This is a genomic window from Streptomyces sp. NPDC007164, assembly GCF_040634135.1.
Lineage (GTDB): Bacteria > Actinomycetota > Actinomycetes > Streptomycetales > Streptomycetaceae > Streptomyces > Streptomyces sanglieri.
The window spans coordinates 1-22586 of the sequence record NZ_JBEYFB010000074.1; the positions used below are offsets into that span (position 1 = coordinate 1).

General features: G+C 69.5%; 16 protein-coding genes and 6 pseudogenes. 10 read left to right on the top strand and 12 right to left on the bottom strand.

Translation table 11 applies throughout. The annotated features are described in order from the left end of the window. Positions 1-54 precede the first annotated feature (54 nt). Positions 55-765 carry a peptidoglycan-binding domain-containing protein gene (locus ABZ622_RS39015; protein ID WP_360551661.1) on the top strand — a complete coding sequence of 237 codons (711 nt, stop codon included), beginning with the start codon at positions 55-57 and terminating at the stop codon, positions 763-765. A 311-nt stretch (positions 766-1076) separates the two neighbouring features. Here ABZ622_RS39015 and ABZ622_RS39020 read toward each other — a convergent pair whose 3' ends face one another. The 4 genes from ABZ622_RS39020 to ABZ622_RS39035 form a co-directional block, all read right to left on the bottom strand. Next, on the bottom strand, positions 1077-1310 hold the full coding sequence (locus ABZ622_RS39020) for a hypothetical protein (protein WP_360551663.1): 234 nt from the start codon (positions 1308-1310) through the stop codon (positions 1077-1079). Positions 1311-1863: 553 nt separating this feature from the next. After that, positions 1864-2418, bottom strand: a complete 555-nt coding sequence (locus ABZ622_RS39025) for a hypothetical protein (RefSeq protein ID WP_360551665.1) — start codon at positions 2416-2418, stop codon at positions 1864-1866. A 1138-nt stretch (positions 2419-3556) separates the two neighbouring features. Beyond that, on the bottom strand, positions 3557-3934 hold the full coding sequence (locus ABZ622_RS39030) for a hypothetical protein (RefSeq protein WP_360551667.1): 378 nt from the start codon (positions 3932-3934) through the stop codon (positions 3557-3559). 609 nt (positions 3935-4543) lie between these two features. Then, positions 4544-5152: a TetR/AcrR family transcriptional regulator gene (locus ABZ622_RS39035; protein WP_360551669.1), complete on the bottom strand. Its 609-nt coding sequence runs from the start codon at positions 5150-5152 to the stop codon at positions 4544-4546. Between the two features lie 142 nt (positions 5153-5294). Here ABZ622_RS39035 and ABZ622_RS39040 point away from each other — a divergent pair, with 142 nt between their 5' ends. From ABZ622_RS39040 to ABZ622_RS39055, 4 genes are read left to right on the top strand one after another with little or no spacing between them, the layout of a single operon-like run. Beyond that, entirely contained in the window at positions 5295-6086 is a 792-nt protein-coding gene (locus tag ABZ622_RS39040; protein ID WP_360551671.1) for a cyclase family protein, read from the top strand. A gap of 53 nt (positions 6087-6139) precedes the next feature. Further along, the gene (locus ABZ622_RS39045) at positions 6140-7072 is read left to right on the top strand and encodes a fumarylacetoacetate hydrolase family protein (protein WP_360551673.1); all 933 of its coding nucleotides are present in this window, start codon (positions 6140-6142) and stop codon (positions 7070-7072) included. Further along, on the top strand, positions 7069-8295 hold the full coding sequence (locus tag ABZ622_RS39050; protein ID WP_360551675.1) for a thiolase family protein: 1227 nt from the start codon (positions 7069-7071) through the stop codon (positions 8293-8295). Before ABZ622_RS39045 ends, ABZ622_RS39050 begins: the two co-directional genes overlap by 4 nt. Further along, entirely contained in the window at positions 8292-9776 is a 1485-nt protein-coding gene (locus ABZ622_RS39055) for an AMP-binding protein (protein WP_360551677.1), read from the top strand. Before ABZ622_RS39050 ends, ABZ622_RS39055 begins: the two co-directional genes overlap by 4 nt. 93 nt (positions 9777-9869) lie before the next feature. On the opposite strand, the pseudogene ABZ622_RS39060 reads toward ABZ622_RS39055, so the two are convergent. From ABZ622_RS39060 to ABZ622_RS39075, 4 genes and pseudogenes are all read right to left on the bottom strand, one after another. After that, positions 9870-10022 (bottom strand): annotated as a pseudogene (locus ABZ622_RS39060) (transposase); the annotation flags it as partial. Positions 10023-10473: 451 nt separating this feature from the next. After that, positions 10474-11076, bottom strand: a complete 603-nt coding sequence (locus ABZ622_RS39065; RefSeq protein WP_360551689.1) for a GNAT family N-acetyltransferase — start codon at positions 11074-11076, stop codon at positions 10474-10476. A gap of 146 nt (positions 11077-11222) precedes the next feature. Then, positions 11223-12302: a helicase associated domain-containing protein gene (locus ABZ622_RS39070; protein WP_360551679.1), complete on the bottom strand. Its 1080-nt coding sequence runs from the start codon at positions 12300-12302 to the stop codon at positions 11223-11225. A 1105-nt stretch (positions 12303-13407) separates the two neighbouring features. Continuing rightward, positions 13408-13925, bottom strand: a pseudogene (locus ABZ622_RS39075) (GNAT family N-acetyltransferase). Between ABZ622_RS39075 and ABZ622_RS39080 the strand changes: the two are divergent. Then, a pseudogene (locus tag ABZ622_RS39080) lies at positions 13921-14390 on the top strand (transcriptional regulator); the annotation flags it as partial. The pseudogenes ABZ622_RS39075 and ABZ622_RS39080 sit on opposite strands and share 5 nt — an antisense overlap. A gap of 99 nt (positions 14391-14489) precedes the next feature. Beyond that, positions 14490-14732 carry a hypothetical protein gene (locus tag ABZ622_RS39085; RefSeq protein WP_360551691.1) on the top strand — a complete coding sequence of 81 codons (243 nt, stop codon included), beginning with the start codon at positions 14490-14492 and terminating at the stop codon, positions 14730-14732. Between the two features lie 205 nt (positions 14733-14937). Here ABZ622_RS39085 and ABZ622_RS39090 read toward each other — a convergent pair whose 3' ends face one another. Further along, positions 14938-15792 carry a serine peptidase gene (locus ABZ622_RS39090; protein WP_360551681.1) on the bottom strand — a complete coding sequence of 285 codons (855 nt, stop codon included), beginning with the start codon at positions 15790-15792 and terminating at the stop codon, positions 14938-14940. 4 nt (positions 15793-15796) lie between these two features. Further along, on the bottom strand, positions 15797-18682 hold the full coding sequence (locus ABZ622_RS39095; protein ID WP_360551683.1) for a hypothetical protein: 2886 nt from the start codon (positions 18680-18682) through the stop codon (positions 15797-15799). A gap of 1741 nt (positions 18683-20423) precedes the next feature. Between ABZ622_RS39095 and ABZ622_RS39100 the strand changes: the two are divergent. Both ABZ622_RS39100 and ABZ622_RS39105 read left to right on the top strand, forming a co-directional pair. After that, a pseudogene (locus ABZ622_RS39100) lies at positions 20424-20882 on the top strand (IS5 family transposase); the annotation flags it as partial. Between the two features lie 54 nt (positions 20883-20936). Then, the gene (locus ABZ622_RS39105) at positions 20937-21224 is read left to right on the top strand and encodes a hypothetical protein (protein ID WP_360551685.1); all 288 of its coding nucleotides are present in this window, start codon (positions 20937-20939) and stop codon (positions 21222-21224) included. Between the two features lie 41 nt (positions 21225-21265). Here the strand turns inward: ABZ622_RS39105 and ABZ622_RS39110 are convergent, their stop codons facing one another. Together ABZ622_RS39110 and ABZ622_RS39115 are read right to left on the bottom strand one after the other, a co-directional pair. Beyond that, positions 21266-21598 (bottom strand): transposase, encoded by a 333-nt coding sequence (locus ABZ622_RS39110; RefSeq protein ID WP_360551687.1) that lies wholly within the window; start codon positions 21596-21598, stop codon positions 21266-21268. 70 nt (positions 21599-21668) lie between these two features. Further along, positions 21669-22103 (bottom strand): annotated as a pseudogene (locus tag ABZ622_RS39115) (transposase family protein); the annotation flags it as partial. Positions 22104-22417: 314 nt separating this feature from the next. Here ABZ622_RS39115 and ABZ622_RS39120 point away from each other — a divergent pair. After that, a pseudogene (locus ABZ622_RS39120) lies at positions 22418-22586 on the top strand (DinB family protein); the annotation flags it as partial.

Here is a 22586-nt window from a genome sequence, read left to right on the forward strand (position 1 = left end):
GAGTCCCGAACCCCCACCATCACCCTCGCCGCATAACCAAGACACACAGCACAAATGCGGCAGCACCGCCTTGACGAAGAACATAGAGGCACCCCCCGGAAACCGTCCACGCCCGGCCCGCTCGAACCAGCGAAGCTGGCAGCTGCCTCCCGGAGCCGGGTCAAAATCCTCGCGCTGATCGCCGCCGCCCTCGCTGCGCTGCTGCTGGTCGGGCGCTGGTACTCGGTCCACGAGACGAAGGACTCTGCCGTCTCCCAGCCCGGGACCGGCGGTGACAACCGCCCTGGCGACGACCAGCCAGTGGTCGACGAAACTCCCCTGCCCTCGAAGAGCAGCACCGCACCGACCAAGGCCCCGACGGGCGATGAGAAGAAGGACAAGGGTCAGGACCCCACGGGCGAGGAGGACACGAACACGAAGTCACCGCGCCCCAGCAGTTCAGCCAAGGGCGAGGCATCCTCCGCAGTCTCTGCTTCTGCCAGTCCGGCCGCCCCGCCCGGCGCCGCCGGCCGTGCCAACTGCCGCTACAACTGGGACCGCAAGCAAGTCATGGCCAAGGGCATGGTCGGCTCGAAGGTAAAACAGATCCAGTGCCTGCTGAACTCCAACTACGACTACACACTCACCGTCGACGGCAACTTCGGAGAAAGCACCGACACCGCCGTACGTGCAGTCCAGCGCTGCAGCGGCCTCAAACCCGACGGCCAGGTCGGACCCCAGACCTGGAAATACCTCGACACCCCCATGTCCGGCTGCGGACACTGAAACGGGCGATCCCCCCAACCTACGGACGAGCCGAGTACATGCAGCGGTACAGCGCTGCCGCCGCGGAGGGCATCGCCCAGCAGACGCGACAGCAGTGAGCGCAGGCCGCCCGTCTGGCCCTGGGCGCCGGACGGGCGGGGCGCGGCGCTTTAGCCATGGGCACCCGGCGCGCGCGGCCTGCTGCCGCTTTCGCAGCGTCCTGACGAGGAAGCCGGTTTACCTGCCCGATTGCCGTGCCGACGGTACCGGGCAGGGCCTGGGATTCGGAGGTCCCTCCGGCATTTCCAAGCAACGGATCAGGCGGGTTGAGGTCAGTAGAACATCCAGGCCGGTACCAAGTTGCCGTTGAAAGTGAACATCACTTCCCCGGCCAAGCACGGTGGGGCTGAATTCGCCACAGCGGCCGCCTGGGTAGGGTCTCCGTAGTTGCCCATCCAGCGCCAGGTCTTGAGAGACCTTTCTGCAGCAATGCGTTGCTTGATTTCGATCCCTTCCTCCACGGAAAGAACTCGATCAGCAGCGATTTTCTCGTTTTGATTCGCCATGCCGCTCCTCCTGTTGCAGTAGCTGGTTGTAGCGCTTGGCTACAGAGTGTGTCCAGCTGTGCCGATTCGCCAGACATGAGGTCGGCGTGCCAGCTGAAGGAGTGCAAGGTTTACCGCAGTGGCCCTGGGCCCGCCGATGTCCCGGAGCCGGAATCTCCTGCGGCACCTCTTGCGTCATGCCTCGCGGGTTCTCCTGCGGCATCTGTTGCGCTCTCTCACCGGGACGCCGGGCGTTTGTGCAGGTCACCATGCCTGTAGAGGCGTGGTCGGGGTGCTGACATCCCCTCTGTGCACCCCCTGCCGCCCGACTACCGAAATGGAGAGGGCGGGGGCGGGGCGGGCGGGAGCGCCTCGGGGATCGGCGGCCGGCCAGTTTCTCGCGCGCGTCGGCGGGGCCGCGCGCGGGCCGGGGCCTGGTACGAGGCCGCCGCGGACTTGAGTGCGGATCTGAACCGCCGGGCCGAGGAGCACGCAGCAAGCCCAGGCCGAGCAGCGCACCGCGGAGCAGTAGGCCGATACCGAAGAGACCGCGCGTCTCCGGGCCGACCTGCTCTTACTCGCGGCAGTGGCATCCCGTGCACACTCGGCAGCAGCGGTAGCCGGGGCACTCCTGCTGCGTCAGGTCGCCGCACGGCTGGAACGCGTTGTCGGTCGGCCCTGGGCAGTAGCACTCGCAGCAGGAGCCGCATGCGCTGTGGATCCGGTCGACCCGGCGGCCGTTGAGCACGGTGGTGCCCCGGTCCCCGCAGTCCCGGCACCGGCGGGGCACGACCGGTACCGGCTCCGGCAGCGCCTCCATCTCCCGTGCCCACTCCCGCAGCGCCTGGAGGTCGGCGGCGGTGATCCCGGCGGCCGGGTCGACGGCGTGCGCGAGGACCGGGCCGACCGTCGAGAGGTAGGCGGTGGTCCGGCGGATCTCCTCCCGGTGATGGTCCTGGGTGCGCGCCCATGCCACCGGGCAGTTGTGGGTGTGCGCCCAGGAGGCGATCTCCTCGGCCCGCCAGTGCAGGCCGGCCGCCGCGTCGGGGGACCGGCCGGGTCTTCTACCCGCATGTAGTGGATGGTCGAGGTGTGCCGCAGCGGCACCATCGGCGGCAGCGTCTCCCATCCCAGGGCGGGGAGCAGCGGCTCCAGCTCGGCAGGGGTGTGCGAGGAGACCAGGACCAGGTCCGCCGGAAGATCCACGACGGCCCGGCCGACCGCGCGGGCGCGGGTGACCATCGCGGCCCACTCCTGCCAGGCAGCCGACGTCACATCGTGACATCGTGCAGGCTGTGTCCGGCGGGCAGCGGCCCGTCGTACGGGAGAGCACACCATCGATCTCGATCGCAATGCATGGACGTATATCCGGAGAATATGAAATAAAAAGGCGCACCACGGCCAAATAATCCTATTCCCTTGCGAGTTGGGCGATGACGTACGACCGGCGATCCGAGGACGCCGCAGCAATCTCCCGCACCCCCCGCGCTGCGGCCAGCCACTCCCTCTCGCGCGACGGCGGGGCCGCGCGCGTCGGCGCCCCGGTGTTCACCGCGACGCGGTGAACAGACGCCAGAAGGGCCCGGATCCCCATGGGGTGGCTTCTAGGGTCCTTCCCGCGTTCTGTGTCCGTCTACCAGCGCATCCCGAGCTGATCGAGGTAGGTTCGGGGAGCTTGGCGGCGCGTTTACGGACGTTGTCGAGCCACATGCCGAGCTTGACCACGACACCCCCATCAACGCCGCCCTGACGGCCTGTCGGGCCGTCTTCCGTGTCCAGCTGTTCGACGTGCTTCCGGGGCACCCGCAGGTGTCCTTCACGGGCGTGGAACTGGCCGCCCACTTCGCATCCTGCATCTGCTTCACCGGCCGCTCGTTGCCCTCGGCCGGTGTGAGCTTGAGAGTGTTCTCCAGGATCCATTGCTGTACGGGCAGGAGCTGCTCCCACCCGAACCGCTGCGCCGTGACCCAGCGTCCGAGGTCCTCGCCCTGGACAACGACGTCGCCCACGGCCTCCGGGAGGGGCCGCCGGCCTGGCCGGCGATTCCTCGGCAACCGGTGGCGTCCACCAGCGCACCGTCTCCGTACGACCCCGGCCGTCCACGTGCAGGTAGTGGTCAGGAGGCAACGCCAGTACGCCACGCCACATCGCCTGCTCGCCCAACGGCACCGGCAACGACCCACACGCGACCCGTGTCGCCAGCATCTGTTCGTCGATACCCGCACTGCTCAGCCGGGCCAGCACGTCGGCACGATCCCCGGCGACCGTCACCCGTCCACGCGAGTATGGAAGACCCGCCGCAGGCCGGTCGCGCTGCCCTGCACCCGCAACACACCGTCCACCGAAGCCACCACGTGCACACTGCCCGGCAGCCCGCGCACCACCGCATCCAGATCCTGCACCCGGCGCACCGCAGCCGTCAGCTCACCCAGCGGGGCGGCGGTGACCGGGCAGAATCCGACCACCGCCACCCGGTTCGACCCGGCGCAGGCCACGGTGAGTTCCCCTGGGGACCAACGGCCCACCAGCCACGGACGCCCCGACGGATAGGCCACCACCTCAGCCCCCGCCAATACCCCCGAACAGGCCAGCGAACCCAGCCCCGGAAGGTCTGGCAACACCAGCCAACCATCTGTCAGAGTCACCCGCACTCCCCGTCCCCGCACCCGATCTGTTCGCCGGGGTAGGAGCTGAACCCGTCGAATTCCCCAGTAGGCGAGCCGCCGAGGGTGTCCTCGCTGGTAGCGGTCCCTGCCCGCTACGGCGCAGCCCCATCTTCGGGGAGAGGTACCGGGCTTCCGCTCAAGATTCGTCCGGACCTTCGAGTGCCAGCACCGGGCCCATGCGGCCAGCCGGGCCGAACCCACTCGTTCTGCGTCGGAAACACCAAGTGGGCGGACGGGTTCCCATCAGGCCGGTGTCGGATCCGCGAACCTCGTCGCTGCGCTCCGGGTCCGGGCAGGGGGCAGCGGGGAGGGCGTGGTGGCGAAGTGCTGCCAGTCCTGGCAGGTGGTCACCGGCCATGCTCCGCGGGCAAGGTCCTGGCCGGCCAGGGGTGTGCACTATGGCGGCGTTGCCGCTGGGGCCGGCCGAAGCCGGGCCGGGCTGACAGGGCGGCAGCCGGGGTCCCGGCCGTCCGGGTACCGGGAGCGAGACGCCCATACAGCCGCGCGGTGCGCCTGGAGCCTTGGGCGCTCGCCGCGCGGGCCTGGTTTCCGATCTCGCCCGGCGCGTCCCGGGCGAACTGGTGTGGGTCAGGTGCTGGACGGGGCGTCAGGTCTGGTTCCGGAGAGCGCGTCGGTGTAGATGCCGGTCATCGCGGTCACGGCCCGCCGGCGGTCCAGGGACGGGTCCAGGCGGTGCTGGATGTTGATTCCCAGGGTGCTGCCGAGCAGCGCCGCCGCGACGGCCTCCGGGTCGGTGACGTGCGCACCGGTCGCGCGCAGGTGGTCGGCGTACAGGCCGCGGATCTTGGCGTACTCCTCGGCGTACGTCGTGCGCAGGGCCGACTCGCGGCTCACCGCCTCGATCAGGAGTGTCGAGAAGATGTGCGCCTCGGACCGGGACATCAGGGCGAAGTTCGCCTCGATCAGGGCCTCGATTCCGGCGTCCGGCCCGGCGGCGGCCAGGCGTTCGCGCATGAAGTCCGTGCCCCATCGGAACGCTTCCTCGATCACCGCCTTCAGCAGCCCGTCCTTCGAGCCGAAGTGCCAGGCCACGGAGCCCCGGCTGATGCCGGAGCGCGCCGCCACGGCCTGGACGGATGCCGCGGCGGACCCGCCCTCGGCGGCGAGTTCCCACGCGGCCGCCACCAGCCGGCGCTGGGTCTCGGCGGAGATCTCCTGCTTGCGGGTCGCACCCACGCGGTGTCCTTCCCAACGTTGCGGCGGCCTGACACGGCCGATTCTGTCACGCCGGCCGGGCGGCGCCGGGGCCGGCGAGCTCTTGCCTATGATACCCGTCCAGTTCTATGCTGAGCGTCCAATAACTAAGGAAGGTTTCGTCATGGAACTGATCGACCTCACCAGGACGCTGGACCCCGCCGACCGCGAGCGGCTCCCCGAACCGCTGCGCCCGCTCGCCCCGGTGATCGCGCCGGCCGTGGCCTACGCGCACCCGACCGGCGAGGGCCGAGTGCAGTTCGCCGCCGCCATGCACTGCAGCGTCGAGGACCTGCCCGACGGCGAGGGCTGGGGCGCGGAACTGCTCACCGACTTCAACTCCCACCTCGGCACCCACGTCGACGCCCCGCTGCACTACGGCTCGACCTGCGAGGGCAGGCCCGCCCGCACCATCACCGACATCGCCCTGGACGAGCTGTGGTGCGAGGCGCTCGTACTGGACCTGCGCGACCGATGCGAACCGGACGCCCCGATCACAGTCGAGGCGCTGGAGTCCGCCCTAGCCGACAACGGCGCCCCGGTCCCGGCCGGCGGAGCGGTCCTGCTGCGCACCGGCCAGGAGCGCTACGGGCTGTCCGACCCAGAGTTCTTCCGCTACCCGGGCATGAGCCGCGAGTCGACGCTGCTCCTGGCCGACCTCGGGGCCAAGGTCCTGGGCACCGACGCCGCGGGCTGGGACCTGAGCTTTTCCGTGATGGCGCGCAAGTTCCGCGCCAGCGGCGACAACTCCGTGCTGTGGGACGGCCACCGGGCCGGCCGCGAGCGGGAGGTCTTCATCGTCCAGCAGCTGACGAACCTCGCCGCACTGCCCCCGTCGGGGTTCCGGGTGGCGTTCTTCCCGATCAAGATCGCCCGCGCGAGCGCCGCCCCCGCCCGGGTAGTGGCCTTCGTCTGACCCCCGATCCCCGCAGATCGACCCCTGCACCCTGCTGAGGAGAGAAACCGACCATGAAGCTCGCAACCGTGGAGCACGACCACATCGAGCGGACCGCGCTCGTACTCGATCAGGGCGAGCGCCTGCTGCTGCTCGACCGCGCCCACCGCCTGGTGAGCGGCGAGCACGCCCCCGCCCTGACCACCATGCAGACGATCATCGACGGCGGCGAACCCGTGCGGCAGACCCTGGAGCGGCTTGCCGCACAGGCCCCGCCCGAAGCGGTCGTCGCCGCATCCGAGGTGCGCTGGCTCTCCCCGCTGCCCAGGCCCGTACAGATCCGGGACTTCGGCAGCTTCATGGACCACTTCCGCAACGCCCGCTCCCGGATCCAGGGCATCCCGGCCCACCAGGTCGAACTGCCCGCCATCATGCTTGAACGCCCGCTGTACTACGTGACCAACCGGCTCTCCGTGACCGGCCACGACAGCGACATCCACTGGCCCGCGTACTCCTCCGTGCGGGACTACGAGCTGGAATTCGCCTGCGTGCTGGGCCGCGACGGCACGGACATCTCCGCAGCGGACGCTCCGTCGTACATCTTCGGCTATACGATCTTCAACGACTTCAGCGCCCGCGACACCCAGCTGGAGGAGATCGCCACCGGGCTGGGCCTGAGCAAGAGCAAAGACTTCACCGACTCGAACGTCCTGGGCCCGTGGATCGTCACCGCCGATGAGCTCGGCGACCCGTACCGGCTCACGATGACCGCCCGCATCAACGGCGAGGAGGTCAGCCGGGGCACGTCCGCCGACATGCACCACACCTTCGCCGACATGATCGCCTTCGCCTCCCGGTCGACCCGGCTGCACGCCGGAGAGGTCCTGTGCTCGGGCACCGTGCCCACCGGCTGCGGGCTGGAGCACGGCCGTTACCTGGAACCCGGCGACATCGTGGAACTCGAAGTCTCAGGCATGGGCGTGCTGCGCAACCGGGTGGTGTCATGAACCGCGAAGCACTCATCCTCGGCGTCGGCGCCACCCCCTTCGGCCGCCACCTCGACCGCGGTGCCGGCGACCTCACCGGTCAGGCCACACACGAGGCACTGCGCGACGCCGGACTCACCCCGGCCGACGTCGGCGCAGTCTTCCACGCCACGGTCAGCCAGAAGGCGATCGACGGCCAGCACATGATCCCCGGCCAAGTCGCCCTGCGCCCGCACGGGTTCGCCGGGGTACCCGTGGTGAATGTGGAGAACGCCTGCGCCGGCGGCGCCACAGCCCTGTGGCTGGCGATTGCCCACGTACGGGCGGGTCTGTCGGACGTCGCCCTGGCTGTCGGCGTGGACAAACTCGTCTGCGCTGATCCCGCCCAGGGGCTGGCGGTGTTCGACGGGGCCATGGACATCGCCCACCGCGAGGAGACCCTGGCCGCGCTCACCGCCCTGACCGACCCCTTGCCGCCCGAATTGACCGTGGACGGCGACCGGTCGGTGTTCATGGAGATCTATGCCTCCCTGGCCCGCGCCCACATGCAGCGCTTCGGTAGCACCGAAGCCCACCTGGCCGCGGTCTCGGCGAAGAACCACGCCCACTCCGTCCACAACCCCCGGGCCCACTTCCGTCGAGCATTCACCGCGCAGGAGATCCTGACGGCGCGGCGGGTTGCGTGGCCACTGACGGTGCCGATGTGCTCACCGGTCAGCGACGGGGCCGCCGCCGTCGTCGTGACGCGTGCCGACTTCACCCGCGACGAGTCGGCCGTGGCGGTACTGAGCAGTGTCCTGTTGTCGGGCACCGACCGGGCGCCGGACGACGCCGGGCGGCACATCGGCCGCCGGGCCGCGCTCGCCGCCTACGAGAAGGCCGGCATCGGCCCGCAGGACGTCGACGTGGCGGAGGTCCATGACGCCACTGCCTTCGGCGAGATCCAGCAGGTGGAGAACCTGGGATTCTGCCCGATCGGCGACGGCGGCCCGTGGTCGGCCTCGGGCGCCGGCGCGCTCGGTGGCCCCGTTCCGGTGAACCCGTCCGGAGGACTCGAATCGCGCGGCCACCCGGTTTCCGCCACCGGACTGGCGCAGGTCTTCGAGCTGGTCACGCAGCTGCGCGGCCGGGCGGGCGAGCGCCAGGTCCCCGACGCGCGCATCGCCATCGCCGAGAACGGCGGCGGCCTCTACGGAATCGAGGAGGCGGTGGCCGCCGTGACCATCCTGGGGAGGACCCGATGACACCCGGCTACGCGGACCTGATCCTGTCGGCGCTGCGCAGGCGGCCCGAGCGCACCGCCTTCCGCTTCACCGGCGACGACGGGACAAAGTACACCTGGACCTACGGTGAGACCGCGGAACGGATCGAACGCACTGCGGCCGCGTTCGGCCGGCTGGGCCTCATGCCCGGCAACGGGCTCGCCCTGCTGGGCGGCCCGAACCCGCAGGCGTTCACCGTCATGGCCGCCGCCTGCCTGGCCGGACTGCGCTACACCGCCCTGCACCCGCTGGCCACCGCAGACACCGACCGGACCGTCCTGCGCGACAGCGCCTCCGACTACCTGGTCGTGGACGACACCCGCTTCGCCGCCCGCGCCCGCCCCGACGGCACCAAGGCGATCACCCTCGCCGAACTCGACCGCATCGCCGCCGACACACACCCCGGCCCGAACGACCCGCGCGGCCCCGCGCTCTACCTCTTCTACACCGGCGGCACGACCGGCGAACCCAAGGGCGTGATGTTGCGCGACCGCTCACTGCTCGCCAACGCCTGGGCCTGCTCCACCTGGGCCTGGCCCCCGGACACCCGCTTCCTGATCACCACCCCCATGTCGCACGCCGCCGGGCTCCTCGTCGCCCCCGGCCTGCTCCACGGCGCCGGCTTCGAGCTCCACCCCTCCTTCGACCCGGACCGCGTCATCGACGCGATCGAACACGACGGCGTGAGCGCCACGTTCGTCGTCCCCACGATGCTGTACACCCTGCTCGACCACCCCCGCCTCCCCGCAGCCGACCTGTCGGGGCTGAACTGGGTCCTCTACGGTGCCGCCCCCGCCGCCCCCGCCCGGCTCGCCCAGGCACACCGGCTCCTCGGCCCCGTACTCAGCCAGCACTACGGTCAGGCCGAGGCCCCCAACGCGCTGACCGTCCTGGACCCGGCCCAGCACCGTGACGACCCGAACGTCCTGGGCAGCTGCGGCCGGCCGATGCCCGGCGTGGAGATCGCCCTGCTCGACCCGCACGGCCGGCACGTACCGGCAGGCGAGCCCGGCGAACTGTGTGTCCGAGGACCGCTCGTGATGGACGGCTACTGGAACAAGCCCGAACAGACCGCAATCGCGCTCGACGGAGGCTGGCTACACACCGGCGATGTCGCTCGCGAGGACGACACCCGCCTGATCACAATCATCGACCGGATCAAAGACACCATCATCACCGGCGGATTCAACGTCTACCCGCGCGAGGTCGAGGACGCCCTCGCCACACACCCGGCCGTCGCCGCCAGCGCCGTCTACGGCACCCCCGACCCGCACTGGGGCGAAGCCGTCACCGCCACCGTGGTCCTACGCCCGGGACAGCAGGCCACCCCAGCCGATCTGACGGACCACGTCCGCGCCCACAAGGGCGCACTCTGGACCCCGAAACTGCTCCATCTCGCCGATTCGCTGCCCCTCACCGCCCTTGGCAAGATCGACAAGAAGACACTCCGCAACCAGCCCTGAACAGGGCTCGGGCGCGCAAACCGCCCCACTTCCTCAGATGACACACGGTCGGCGCCGAGCGCACCCTGGCGCGTGCTCCCGCGCCGGCCTCACGCTCGGTTTCTCCCATGGCCTTCGGAGATCGGCTGCCAACGGGCGGGCGAGACGGAGTTGGGTGTAGGCGGAGAGGACGAGCCAGGTCCACCGGTCGGCCGCTTCCTGGGCGCGGATCTTTGGGCAGGCCCAGCCGAGAGTCTGTTTGAACAGCTCATCCAGCTGCGGCTGTACTTCGTTCACAGCGCAGCACTGTCAATCACACCGCCTTCCGGCCGGGCGTTTTTCGGGCGACCCCAACCGCCATCACACGAAGATCGGCACTCACGCTGCGTACGCGACCACAAGAAGTGGACCAGAACCGACAGTAAGCAGCGCTTGGCAGCAGTTCGGGAGGCGCTGCGGTGGCTGGCTCGTGTCAAATATTCACGGCTTTGAGCAGCAGCTCAGGAGCCGTAGGCGAGATCGGCCGTCTGCCGATTCCGAAAGGGCAGGGCAAAAGCGCTGGCTACGATGGCAGTCGGTCCGTAGCGGCGGCACCGTTGCCGGGTGCCAGGCGCGTGGGTTGCTGCTCAAGCCGTGAACATCGACATCACCGCCGTGCGGGAGCCTCCCGCAGCGGTGAACAATCGCTGACGCGAACCGTGAACAAAACCACAGACTCTCAGCGCGGGTCCTTGCGCATGCACCAGGTGCGGGGGCCGTTGTCAGGGAGCTGTACGTCGGCTGTGACCTTGAATCCGAGTCGCTCGTAGAAAGCCACGTTCCGTTCGCTGGAAGTTTCCAGGAACGCCGGGCATCCGGCGTGTTCGGCCTCTTCGAGGCCGGGAAGCAGCACTGCGCTGCCAAGGCCCTGCCCCTGGGCCTCGGGGGCGGTTCCCACTGTCTCCAGGAACCATCCCGGCTCCTGCGCCCGGTAGGGCGCGACGGCCTGCTCAGCAGAAGCAGAGGCAGCCACCCGATCACCGCTGAGTTCGCCGAGTATCGGGCCGAGCTCGGCGAATGCGGGCGAAGGGTTCTGGCCGGGTACGGCCCAGACGGCCACAGCACGGCCCCCGTCGGCGACCCACACCCGGCCGTACACCATTCCGATGCGGGTCAGGCACAGCTCCTGGTAACGCCGGATCCGGTCCTCGTGACCGTCCGCGGCGATCACGTGCCGGGTGAAGGGATAGTCGGCGAAGGCCCGGGCAAGAGTGTCGACCGCGGTGGGGACATCGGCGTCGGTGATGGAACGTACGGAAGGGGCGTTCTGGTGCTGCGGCATGTTCACCAAGCGATCTTGACAGCAGATTTGTTCCCTCGGCAACGCATTTTGGGCCGGGCACTCATGTCCTGCACAGTCCGGAGTCAGCTGGAACTCAGCACCCCTTTCACGGAAAATGAGCTCGTACGTTCACTACCGCCTGCGTCCTACCAGCGGATGCCGAGGGCATTCAGCTCCGCCCGGCGCTGCTCGGTGAGCTTGCCAGCCCGTTTGCGTACGTTGTCGAGCCATGTGCCGAGCTTGACCTCCACGACCCCGTCAGCGCCTGCCTGACGGCCCGCCAAGCCCGCTTCCGTGTCCAGCTCGATGTGCTTGCGGGGCACTCGCAGGTGTCGCTCACGCGCGTGGTACTGCCGTCCGGCGGCGAGGTCGAGGGCCCACATGTCGTCCTGCGTCCGTTTCATTGGCCGCTCGGCCTCCTGGGCTGGTTCGATTCCGAGGACGTTCTCCAGGAGCCATTGCTGTGCGGGCAGGAGCTGTTCCCACCCGTGTCGCTGTGCCGTCACCCATCGTCCGAGGTCTTCGCCCTGCACGATCACTTTGCCGGCCGCCACCGGCAGGACCCCGCCGTCCTGGAGGAGGTTCTGGACGAGCCGGAAGCACCGCTGCCACCCCGTATCCCATACCGGGCACCACCCCGGATCGATCTCTTCCAACGCCGCCCGCCGCGCCTCGGTCAAAGCGCCCGCACTGCTCTCGACAGCCAGGCCGGCCTCACGGCGTTCCGCGTTCTGATCCGCTGCCCGGGCGGCGAAGCGCTGGTTCTTGGCCCAGGTCCCGACGGGGTATCCGTCCCATACCGCGGTCGCGGGCGGCAACAGGTGTCCGTGCGCGGCCGCCCAGGCGCGGGCGGCTGCGAGGCCTTCCTCGAACGCGACGTCCTGGTGCGACCACACCATGCCCAGCCCGCCGAGCTGTTCCACCCGCCCCGTGTCCAGACGCCCCGCTTTGTGGGATTTCCGCTGGTCGGCGAGCCAGGTGCCCAGCGGGAACCCTGCCGGAACCCAGTCATCCGGAGTGACGTAGTCATACGGCACCCGCAACTGCCCGGCCCCGGTCTCCTTCAGATACCGCACGCACGCCTGGATACCGCGCCGCCAGAACGTGTTCTCCGGCTCGATCACCCGCAGCTTCACGAACTGCGCGAGCAATGCGGGGTCCCGGGGCGTGCTGAACTTCAGCAGCTCCCGCGCGGGCGCACTCGGCCCCCGCTCACCTGCCAGCACCTCACGCTCAGCTTCCGCCTCACCTGCCGCGCTTTCCTCGTCTTTGGGCTTCGGCGAGTCCCGGAAAGTTCTCGGAAGACCTGGCAATCCCCAGTACCAGAGAATCCGGCCAGCCCTGTACTAGAATGTCCTGAATTTCCCCCTGGTGCTGTCAAGTCACCTTGCAGGGCCCCTGATCTGACGCACCGTCCAACTACACTTCTCCTCACCGCAAAAGGAGCCCCGCTTCCTCGACGCGGTTTCCTGGGCCATGGGTCGAGGGGGCTCCTTGCGCGGCGTCCAAGCATCAGCAAGACGGAAGGACTCCGGATGCAGAGTAACGCGAAACCACCCCCTGAGCACAGCTTCAGCGTGGACAGAGCCGTGGTCCAGTCGCCCGCCACCTGCGGAAACGGCTGGTCAGCCGTGGGCAGAATGTCCACACAAGCTTCATGTGCGGCGTGGCGTACCGGCTCGGCGACTTCGCGACCGGCCTGGTCATCGCCTGGCTGATCGCCCGGTACTGATCGGCCGTAAGAGTGGGGCCCGACACCACACGGTGCCCGGCCCCACTCAGTTTCACGCGACCTCCGGAGCCTTCAGAGGAGGCTCATGACGTGCGTGGCTCAGTTGCGATGACCTTCGCGTTGAGGTCGCACCAGGTCGTTGAAGTGCCACCGGAGGCAGCCCAGTTCCCGTAGTGCCAGTACCTGTACTTCGCGGCATCCAGCGTCTCGCACCTGATGGCAAGGAAGAACGACGACCCGCCAGTGCAGGAGATCCTCGCTCCCTTGTGGCCGCCACTGCCTTCGATGAGCTGCGGATAGCTCGGGCAGATGAGCGCCGTGGCCCCGGCCGAGGCCGGAGACGCGAGGCCGAGCATTCCTGCGCTGGCCAGCCCCACAGACGTGGCGACGGCTGCTACCCGAGAACGAATGGACATGCTGTCCTCTCTTGTGGTCCTTCGGCGTACGGAGGCAAGGAGGCTAGCCGCCCCGGTCATGATTCGGTAGAGGTTCCGCAAGACGCGGATCGCTACCTCACCGGCTTCCACACCGCGCACCGAGTGGATGGGGCTTCGCGGCCGCAGTGGCTGGCCGAGTCCGGGAACATGGGCGGCGACGGTTTACGCGTCGGGGAGGCCGCGGAGCATGACGGCGTAGAGCGGGGAGTCGGGGAAGGGCTGGCGTTCGCCGATCGTGTGGTAGCCCCAGGTTTCGTAGAGGGCCTGGACGCGTGGGTGTGTGGTGTCGACGAGGAGGGTGGCCAGCTGCTCCGGCCGAGGGGCAGGAGGGTGTCGTGGAGTTGCTGGGCGAGGCCGGTGCCACGCCACTTCGGGCGGACCATCAGCTCGGACAGAGCGAAGGTGGTGCCCGGGGTGGGGGCGGGGGAGAGGTGCCCGCGCCAGGTTTCGCGGCCGAGGGCGGCGGTGGCGCCGTAAGCGAAGCCCGCGGGCTGGCCGGTGTCGAAGGCGATGACGCAGTCGAAGGAGGGCCTGGCGCCCCAGTGGTCGACGAACCAGGCGAACTTCTCCGTCTGGTGGAAGGGGTCGTCCATCTCGGTGGCGTAGGCGTAGGCGTCGGCGTGGACGTCGAGGAGTATCTGCCGGATCGTGGGCAGATCCGCGTGGCCGTAGCGGCTGATGGCGCGGCTGCATTACCTGACCCGGACCGACCACAGCCGCCGGGCCGCCAGGGACGGCCGGACTCACGGTGACCGACCGGACGCTGCGGGCATGGCTGGACGAGAAGCGCCGGCCGTCGAGCGCGAACCTGGACCGCATCGAGGCCGCCTACCGCCAGGTCCGCCGCCAGAACGTCGCCCGGCACCTCCTCCGGCGCCTGAACGCCGGCGGCGGGACCCGGGTGGAGATCCACCCGCTGAACCAGTCTCAGGTACCCCGCCCGCTGCAACGCATGGTGGAGTACCGCGCGGTGAACATCCGCCGCTGGGACCGCATCGTCGAAGCCTGGTCGGTCGGCGACCGCCAGGCCCTCGACGACTCCTGGGAAGACGTTATCGTCGACCTCGGACCCCAGTGGGGCCAGTAACGAGTACGTCACCAACATCGGCTTCGCCGCCCAGAACGCCCCTGTACGCACTCTCTGAGTGATCATCATCCGCCCCGGGTCTCCCGGGTGCGTGTGGCTGCGTTCGGCACCCAGGGCGCTGGCGCGGAGCACACCTGCGCTGCCGCGCGCCCGAGTGGTGCCGTTGTCCGCTCCGCCGACGTCGTACACCGCGGCGGTCGAGCGTTACCTCACTGGTGCGGGCATCGCGACGTCCTCCGCGCGGGTCTACCGGATCTCGCTGACGACGTGGGGGAGTCCTTCAGTCCGGCAGATCGGTGAGGGGGTCGGCCTGTCCAGCACCAGCTCCGTCGCCTACCAGCTCGACCGCCTCGAGGCCCGCGGACCGATCAGCCGCACCGGCCGCCGCTGGCGTGCATGACCAGCGTGGCAGTGAGGTCCCGGTCTCGACGGGTAACTGGCAGGCCATCGAGGGAGATGGACGGTGAGGCGGACACGGTCCTGGTCGACCCCGAACTGCTGCGCGACCCGTCCGTTAGCCCTGCACGCGGACTCGGCGCCGACGTGTATGCCCCGAACCAATACCACCGCTCTGGCTGAGCGTGGCGGGTGGCTACCAGCTGCCTTCAGGACAGATATGGCACCAGGGCCGTCGCCGTCAGGCCACAGCTCAGATAGCTGCGCATGGTGTGGAAGTCGAGTGCGGCGATGTGCTCCTCGTGGTGACTGTCCACAGGGAAGCGGTCGCCGAGTCGGCGTGGGACGGCTACCAGATCACCCGGGTCGGCGATGTTCGCCCAACGCGCCAGGCTCGGCGGCCGGCTGCCCCGGCCGCCGGTCGGCGCGGGGTCCAGGGCCTCGAAGACGCCATCGGGCAGGCCAAGCGGCGAGCCGAGCGTCACGAGCAGCTCGACGCTGGGCAGCGCGTGGGCATGTAGGGCCTCATAGGCGACGATCGAACCGAGCGAGTGGGCGACGACGACCCGGGCGTCCGTGGCGCGCACCGCGTCGGCGATCACGTCACGGGCCGCGCCGCGCCGCTTCGGCGAGGTCAGATAGGTGTACACCTCAGGCATTAGGGCGACGGCGATCCGCGCCAGCGCCCTGCTCGGCATGCCGCGCCTGCGGGCGAACCAGTCGAGGGCCTGGCGGATCGGCATCGTGCCCAGGGCCTGGCCGTCGTCCGGCTCCGGCGGCAGTCCCGCCGCCTGTAGCCACGCGAGTAGAAGCTCGCGTTCACCCGGTCCGAGAGCGTCGACGTCGTCCTCCTGTGCGGCCTGGGCGTCGGCGTCGTTGAGCAGGTCGGCGTAGTAGGCGGCGTGCAGGCGTGGTGGCGGCACATGGCCGAGCCCGGCGTTTGCGTACCCCGCGGCGAGGCCGGTCGACCACTCGTCGGCGAGCGCGGCGGCGGCCTCGGCGGGGGGTGCTTCGGGCCGCCAGTTCCCTACTCCGTGGACGATGACCACGTCGTGTCGCGTCACTGCGTCATCCTTCCGTCGACTGTTCGGTGGCCCAGCTGAAATACGTGATGCGGGCCCCGTCCGTGGCGAGCACCCCGGAGCCGGACACCGCCAACTCCCCGTATTGTCCACCGACTTCGACCTCACCTAGGGCATTCGGCCCGTCGAACGGCGACCAGGCCCGGATAACCCCATCGTACGAAACGGCTACCACGCGCATCGACGAGCCCCACGCGACCGTGTGCAGCGCGAGAATGCCCTCATCGTCCCCGGTGTCCAGCGTGAACACCTCGCACTCGTCGAGGACGCCGTATCCGGTGATGCGCCCGTCGGAATACGCCGCAACCACGACAGGGCGCCCCTCGTGCGCCCCAAGGGCCAGGGCGTCCAGTTCCGGCAGGTCCTTCTCGTCCTCGTTCACGGTCCCGAACCACCGTGTATTGGGACCGTCAAGGACGGCGAATGTGCCGTCCCACGACCCATAGGCGACCAGGCTGAAGTTCCCGATGTCGCCGGCTGCGTACGCGTGGGAGCGCCCGCCCGGGACCTGGCGGACCTTCTCGGGCGCGGTGAGCGGGGCCAGGGCGACGCCGCCGGAACTCATACCGCACAGGGTGTCCGTGCCTTCGAAGCGGATCCATCGCGGGTCTGTGAATTCGGACGGACAGCGCCAGGTTCGGCGCGTCCGGCCGTCCGTCAGGCCGATCAGGCGGGCGGTCCCGGCCATCGCTTCCGTGAGGACGGCCACTGGTTCATCGTCGAGTACACCGACCGTCGCGGAGGTGGCCTGGGGGTGGCGCCCGGAGTACACGCACAACCCGTCCTCGGTGTCCCAGGTGTGCAGCATCCCGTCGTTACTCAGGCTCAGCGCCAGCTGACGGCCCGCGTGGTCGACGAGGGCGATGGACACTACTTCCGCGTCGTGACCCTCCCAGGTGGACAGCCCTCGGTCGGGGGCGATCCAAGAGAGGATGTCCGCGCGATGGTGCCGAGTCTCAGCGACGCCGTAGAGGCGGGGGCCGTCCGCGGCCAGGGCCCGCAGGCTCGCCCCGTCCGGACTGGCGGGAGCGTGCGGGACAGCCCCCCGCGGTGTGCGGATCTCGACGCGCCCGAGGCGTGCGACGGCGGTGTGCTCCTCTCCGTTGACGTTGATCAGGGCCACCGGTTGTGCCATGCCGCCGGAGTCGGGCAGTTCAACGATGCGGCCGTCGTCCAAGTTCAGGGTCCGTACGCCGTCGTCCGCGCAGACGGCGACATGGCGTGTGGTGCCGCCGCGGCTCGGTGTGACGCTGTGGATGCGGGAGGTGTGCACGGCACGGCTGCGGTGACCGCCGCCGTCGATGTCCCAGAGTTCGACGGTGCCGGACGACGTCCCCACGATCACGGCGGGTGTCCCGTCGAACTCGGCGAGGGTGATGTCCGTGCACTCCAGCGCCGTCACTGCGGCCGACGGGTCGTCCTGCGGGGCGATGTCGTTGAAGGGGGCATCGGCCGCGTTCGCCACATGCTGTGCCAGCCAGGTGTCATGGACGTCGGCCGACCACAGGTGGTCGCCCTCGACGGAGTACACCGTTACGTCCCGTGGGGTGCAGGCGGCCACCACCCAGACGCCACGCAGCGTGCCGATCGCGGCGCCGGCCACCTCGTCCGGCAACTCGACGCTCCATCGGGTTCCGTTGCCGTCCATGGCCCACAGCGAGAGCCGTCCGGAATTTGTGCCGACCACGACCAGCACGGTGTCGTCCACCGTGCTCGCTGCAAGCGCGGTGACATCGCCGTTGGACGAGTGGAGCGTGGTCAGGGTTCCTCCGGTTCCGGCATCCTTGATTTCGATTGTGCCGCTCGCGTACGCGACGACGGCCACCGGGCCTTCCTCCGTCCCGGCGAAGACCGCCTGCTCTGGGTACCGGAGGTCCTCGTCGCTTATCTCCCTCGTCTGGGAGCCCCATTGCAGGGTCAGTACGTCGCGCGGCCTGCTGTCCGGGCTGCGCAGTGCGTCGAGTCCGTGCAGCAGCCACTTTTCCTGCCAGGCCACGGCATTGGCGCGCAGCCACACCCAGCGCCGCCACGGATCGTCCTGGGGCTCGAGTGCTGAGGCGACGAGGTGGGCGACCTGCCGGGCCCGGAGCGACCGCGCGTTGCCCAGCTGGGCCCGGAGCGCGGTCGGGTCACCGTGGACCAGGAAGCCGGGTGATCGGAGAAGGGGGTCGAACTCCCCGGCCGCGACAGCATGTTGAGCGGCATGCCGTAGCACGTAGGGCAGGGCGAGGTCCCATGCCGGTTCGCCGGATGCATCGCGGCCCGGCACTGAATCGCGCACCGCCGCGTAGAGCCGGCGGCGGTCCGCGTCGTCGGCGCGCGCCAGGTGGTCGGTCAGGCTCTGGTGGAAGAACCGGTACAGGCGGCGTCCGTCAGTGTCGGTAGCGGTGCGCACGTAGAACGAGGCCGCCTCGATGACTTCGCGGGTGTCGTCGAGGCCCGGAGGGGTCCCCGGGGGTGCGGTGAGGGCCGTGGCCACCGCGTGGACGATCTCCAACGGCATGCCCTCGCCGAGGCCGTTAGCGACGGCGGAGAGTACCGGGCGGATGGCGGGCCGTTCGCGGGCGAGTACACCGAGGTGCAGGTCGAGCATGCCGGGCAGGTCGTCGGGGACATGCCGCACCGCCTCCACCGGGGTCAGCGGCCGACCGTGCTCGGCGAGGTAGTGCGCGAAGAGCGAGGCGAGTAGGAATCCGCCCGTGTGCTGCGCCGTGACGAGCTGCCGGGCGACCGCACGGGCCAACTCGGTGCGCGTCGCGGACATGCCCGAGCTGCTGTACGCCGAGACTTCCTCCAGGAGGTCCGACAGATAGTCGCCGAGCTCTCGTTCTCGCTCTTCGGCCGGAGCGTCGTCGAGGTTGATGGAAAGCAACGGCCCTGTGTGGGGTTGGAGTTCAGGGAACCGGTCCCACCAGGGTCGTACGCCGACGACGACCTTGCACACCGGAGCGCCCCACGCGTCGCGGGGCGTGCGAGCCAGAGGTAGCAGAACGTTGCGCAGCAGCTCCTTTCGAGAAAGGCCTCGTCGAGGGCATCGACGACCACGACCGCAGGCTGCGGGGCGGGGTACGGCTGCCGCACGCGTTCCAGCAGCACGCTGGTGGTCCAGCCACGCTGCGGCGGGTCGCCGAACCCTAACTGGCGTGCGATGGAGCCGAGTACGGCCGCTGGATCACGCTGCCGGGCGTGCACGGCGGCGAACCGGGGCCGGCCCTCGATGCGCAGCGCACTGGGCACCACGGAGCGGATCGGCCCGGACACCTCGCGCAGCTGCTCGTGGGCCAGACAGGCCACCACGCCGAGCAGCGCCGATTTACCAGAGCCGGGACTGCCGGTCACCACGGCGAGCGCGGGAGCCGTCTCGTCGTCCAACCAATCCTTGATTTGGCCGAGCTGGGAGCCGCGGCCGGTGAAGAAGCAGCGGCGGGTGACGTTCTGCTGGTGCGGGGTGCCCGAGGCCCGGGAGACGAAGTGGACGACATCGAGCCCCGGGTCGACGGCTGAGGCGAACTGCCACAGCCCGTTCTCCACGTGCTGCCGGTAGCGTCCGGCAGCCGTAGCGCGGAAGGCCGGGTTCGCCAGGAACGGCGGCACCGGCCCGTCGGCTTCCGGGTGGGCCGTGCGAAGAACCCGCTGCGGGGCCCGGTCCTCGGACTGCAGCAGGCGCGCGAGCTCGCGGTCGATCTCCCGAGCGAAGGTCTCCACCGGCACATGAGGCAAGGCGGGCGACAGGTCGAGCCATCCCGCCTTGAGACGGGCCAGGACGGTGCCGGTGGCGCGTGAGAAACGCGCCCCGTACGCTTTCTCGCCGTCGCTGCAAGCCGCGATGACCCAGGCGCGGCGCCGGTCCACGGAGAGACGGTGCAGCCACTGCTGCATCGCAGCCCGGCCTGCGCCGCACACGTCGAGCAGGAAGAGCACCGGTGGCCCGCTCTGGGTGTTCTCTACTTGCTTCATCCAGCGGTCCATAGCCACGGACGTGAACGCCAGCTCGTACGGCTTGGTGTCTCTGGCGGGGAGGTATAGCTCTTCGGCCACCCCTTTGACGCCATGGCCGATGAAGTGAACGATCAGCCCCGAGTCAGTCCGCGCGGCCGCCATGAAGGCATCGCGCCACGCGTCTTCCAGCGCGTCGTACGACAGGTCGATCCGAGGGCCGCCGCCGTACAGGTTCACATCGGGGTGGCCAGCGAGCGCGCTCGCGACAGTGGCAGCGGCGTTCGGTACGAACGAAAGTGGGCGCAGTGCTGTGGCTGTCGGCAGCCCATCGGAACTCGGCTGATCCGCCTCAAAGTTGCCCATTCCGACGACGAGCGCTGTGACCACGGCCCCTCCATCGACGTGCTTGGATTGAGTGTAGAAGAGCAGGACCGGGCGGCGGACACCGGCCGGCTCCCACCCGTGCGCGGGTGTGGAACGCGGCCCGTTATCCGGCCGCCGCTTGCCAGGCTGGCCACATGGCGACGGTGACCCAGCTGGGCAATGCCGTGCTCGCCCTGTCGGAGATCCAAGAGGGCAGTGCCTCGGCACGGTCGCGTTCCCCGTGCGCGGCGGCAGGTCGCGTCCGTGACCAAGGACTGCTGCGTCCAGCTGAACATGCGGGCGGCGAAAGGGGGGATCTGACGGGTCCGAATCCCGTAGATCGCGGCAAGTAGGGCTCGAAGATCCACTAGATCACCGAGCGGACCGGTCTGCCCCTCTCCATTGGCATCTCCGCCGCGAACACCCATGACAGCCAGGGCCTGGAACCCCTGGTGCGGGGCATTCCGCCGATCCGCTCCCGGCGCGGGCCACGTCGACGACGGCCCGCCAAACTTCACGCCGACAAGGGATACGACTACGACCACCTGCGGAAATGGCTGCGCGCCCGGCACATCGTGCCGCGCATCGCCCGCCGGGGCATCGAGTCCTCCCAGAAGCTGGGCCGCCACCGTTGGACCGTAGAGCGGACCGTGGCGTGGCTGGCCGGGTGCCGCCGCCTGCACCGTCGCCACGAACGCAAGGCCGAGCACTTCCTGGCCTTCGCCGGTATCGCCGCTGCTCTGATCTGCTACCGCCGTCTTTCCAGGTAGACGGCCCACCACCCACCCATATCCCGTTGCAGTGATCCGTGCCGCGGGACATTCATGACCGTCATGGAACGGCCGAGGCAGATCATCGAGTGTGGAGACTTCGCCCTGCGGCGCTGGCGGGGACAGAGCGACTTCGAGCCGATGTTCAGGTTGATCGAGGAGTCTCTGGACCACCTGCGCCCGTGGATGCCGTGGGTCGCCAGTCACAGCGAGGAGAAGACCCGCGACTTCCTCGCGAAGTCCGACGCGAAATGGGACAGCGGTGACGCGTTCGACTACGCCGTCACCAGGGACGGCATGCTCATCGGCATGTGTTCCACTTACGACCTCGGGGAAAATTGAGGTCGGGTCGTGTTGGTCTGGCGGTTCGGCTGGTGGGTGATTCAGCAGGCCGTGGCGCGAACGGGCACGAGTTCGGTGCTCGTGAGGCGACGGGTCGTGCGTCGGGCCGCGCGGTCGGAGACCAGGCTGGCGATAGCGAGGTGGGTCTGCTCGTAGTTCTCGCGATGTCCGGTGTAGCGCTGAAGCGGATGCCACTGTTTGTACTCGGCGTTGGTGTGCTCGACCACGATGCGGGCCGATGACTGCCGCCTGCGCGCCTCGCGCCAGGCACGCTTGTCGCCGTCGGGAGCGTCCTGGGCCGGCTTCTTCGGCGGGGAGCTGACCTGGGACGGGAACTCCTTGGCCAGACCCTGGTAGCCGGAGTCGGTGCACATCGGGGTGGAGGCGGAACTGTTCGGCGATGCCCTCGGTACGCACAACGGTCTGGTCGTGCATGCGGCCCGGGCGGACGACGCCGGAGAACAGGGTGCGGCCCTGGTGGTCGCTGAATGTGGTGGTCTTGATCGTGTTCTGCCTCTTCTTGCCCGAGACGAAGGCCCTGCGTCCGGAGCGACCCGCGCGCGGGCGTCGGACCTGTACTTCCGTGCCGTCGAGCCGGATGTCGACGCCTTCGGCATCTGCGTAGGCGAACAGGTCGTCCAGGGTGCGGATGCGCAGACCGGGGCGGTCGGGGATGGCGAAGCCCCGCGCGGCGAGCAAGGGTCTGACCTCGCGGATCGCGGCGGAGACGGTGGAGCGGTCCACCCCGTACAGCTCGGCCAGGGCGGCGTGTGGCAGCCCGAGCCGCAGGTGGACCAGGGTGGCCGCGAGCCGGTCGGTGAACACCAGGCGCGGCTTGCGTCCGGCACCCTCGGCCCGCTTGCGGGGGCCGCCCCTCATCACGTGCAGGGCCGACGCGCGGGCCGCCGCCCAGGGTGGGGCGAGTTCTTCGAGCAACGCCCGAAATATGCGCGGGAGACCCCGGACAGGGCAGGATGGGTACAGGACGTACGGGCCCAGGTCAGCTTCACAACGCACTTAACCCGTACGGCCCTTCCTCTGGCACGGCCTGCCCGACCTACTCGCATTCGCCCGCGACGCTCGCGAAAATTCATTTCACGCGGGGCCTGCTGCTCGCTACACCGTGACACCCTGATGCACCACACCAGGCGACGTGATGGCTGCCCTCCAAGGCAGCATGCGAGGATCGAACGATGAACAATCCTCGCCGTGAGCTGCTGCGCTGGCAGTTCGACATGACCTGGTCACTGTTCACGTACCACCTGGAGCGGCTCGCGCCCGAGGACTTCCTGTGGGAGCCCACTGACCTGACTTGGACAGTGCGCCCGGACACCGCCGGAAACTGGCTGCCGGACTGGGCCG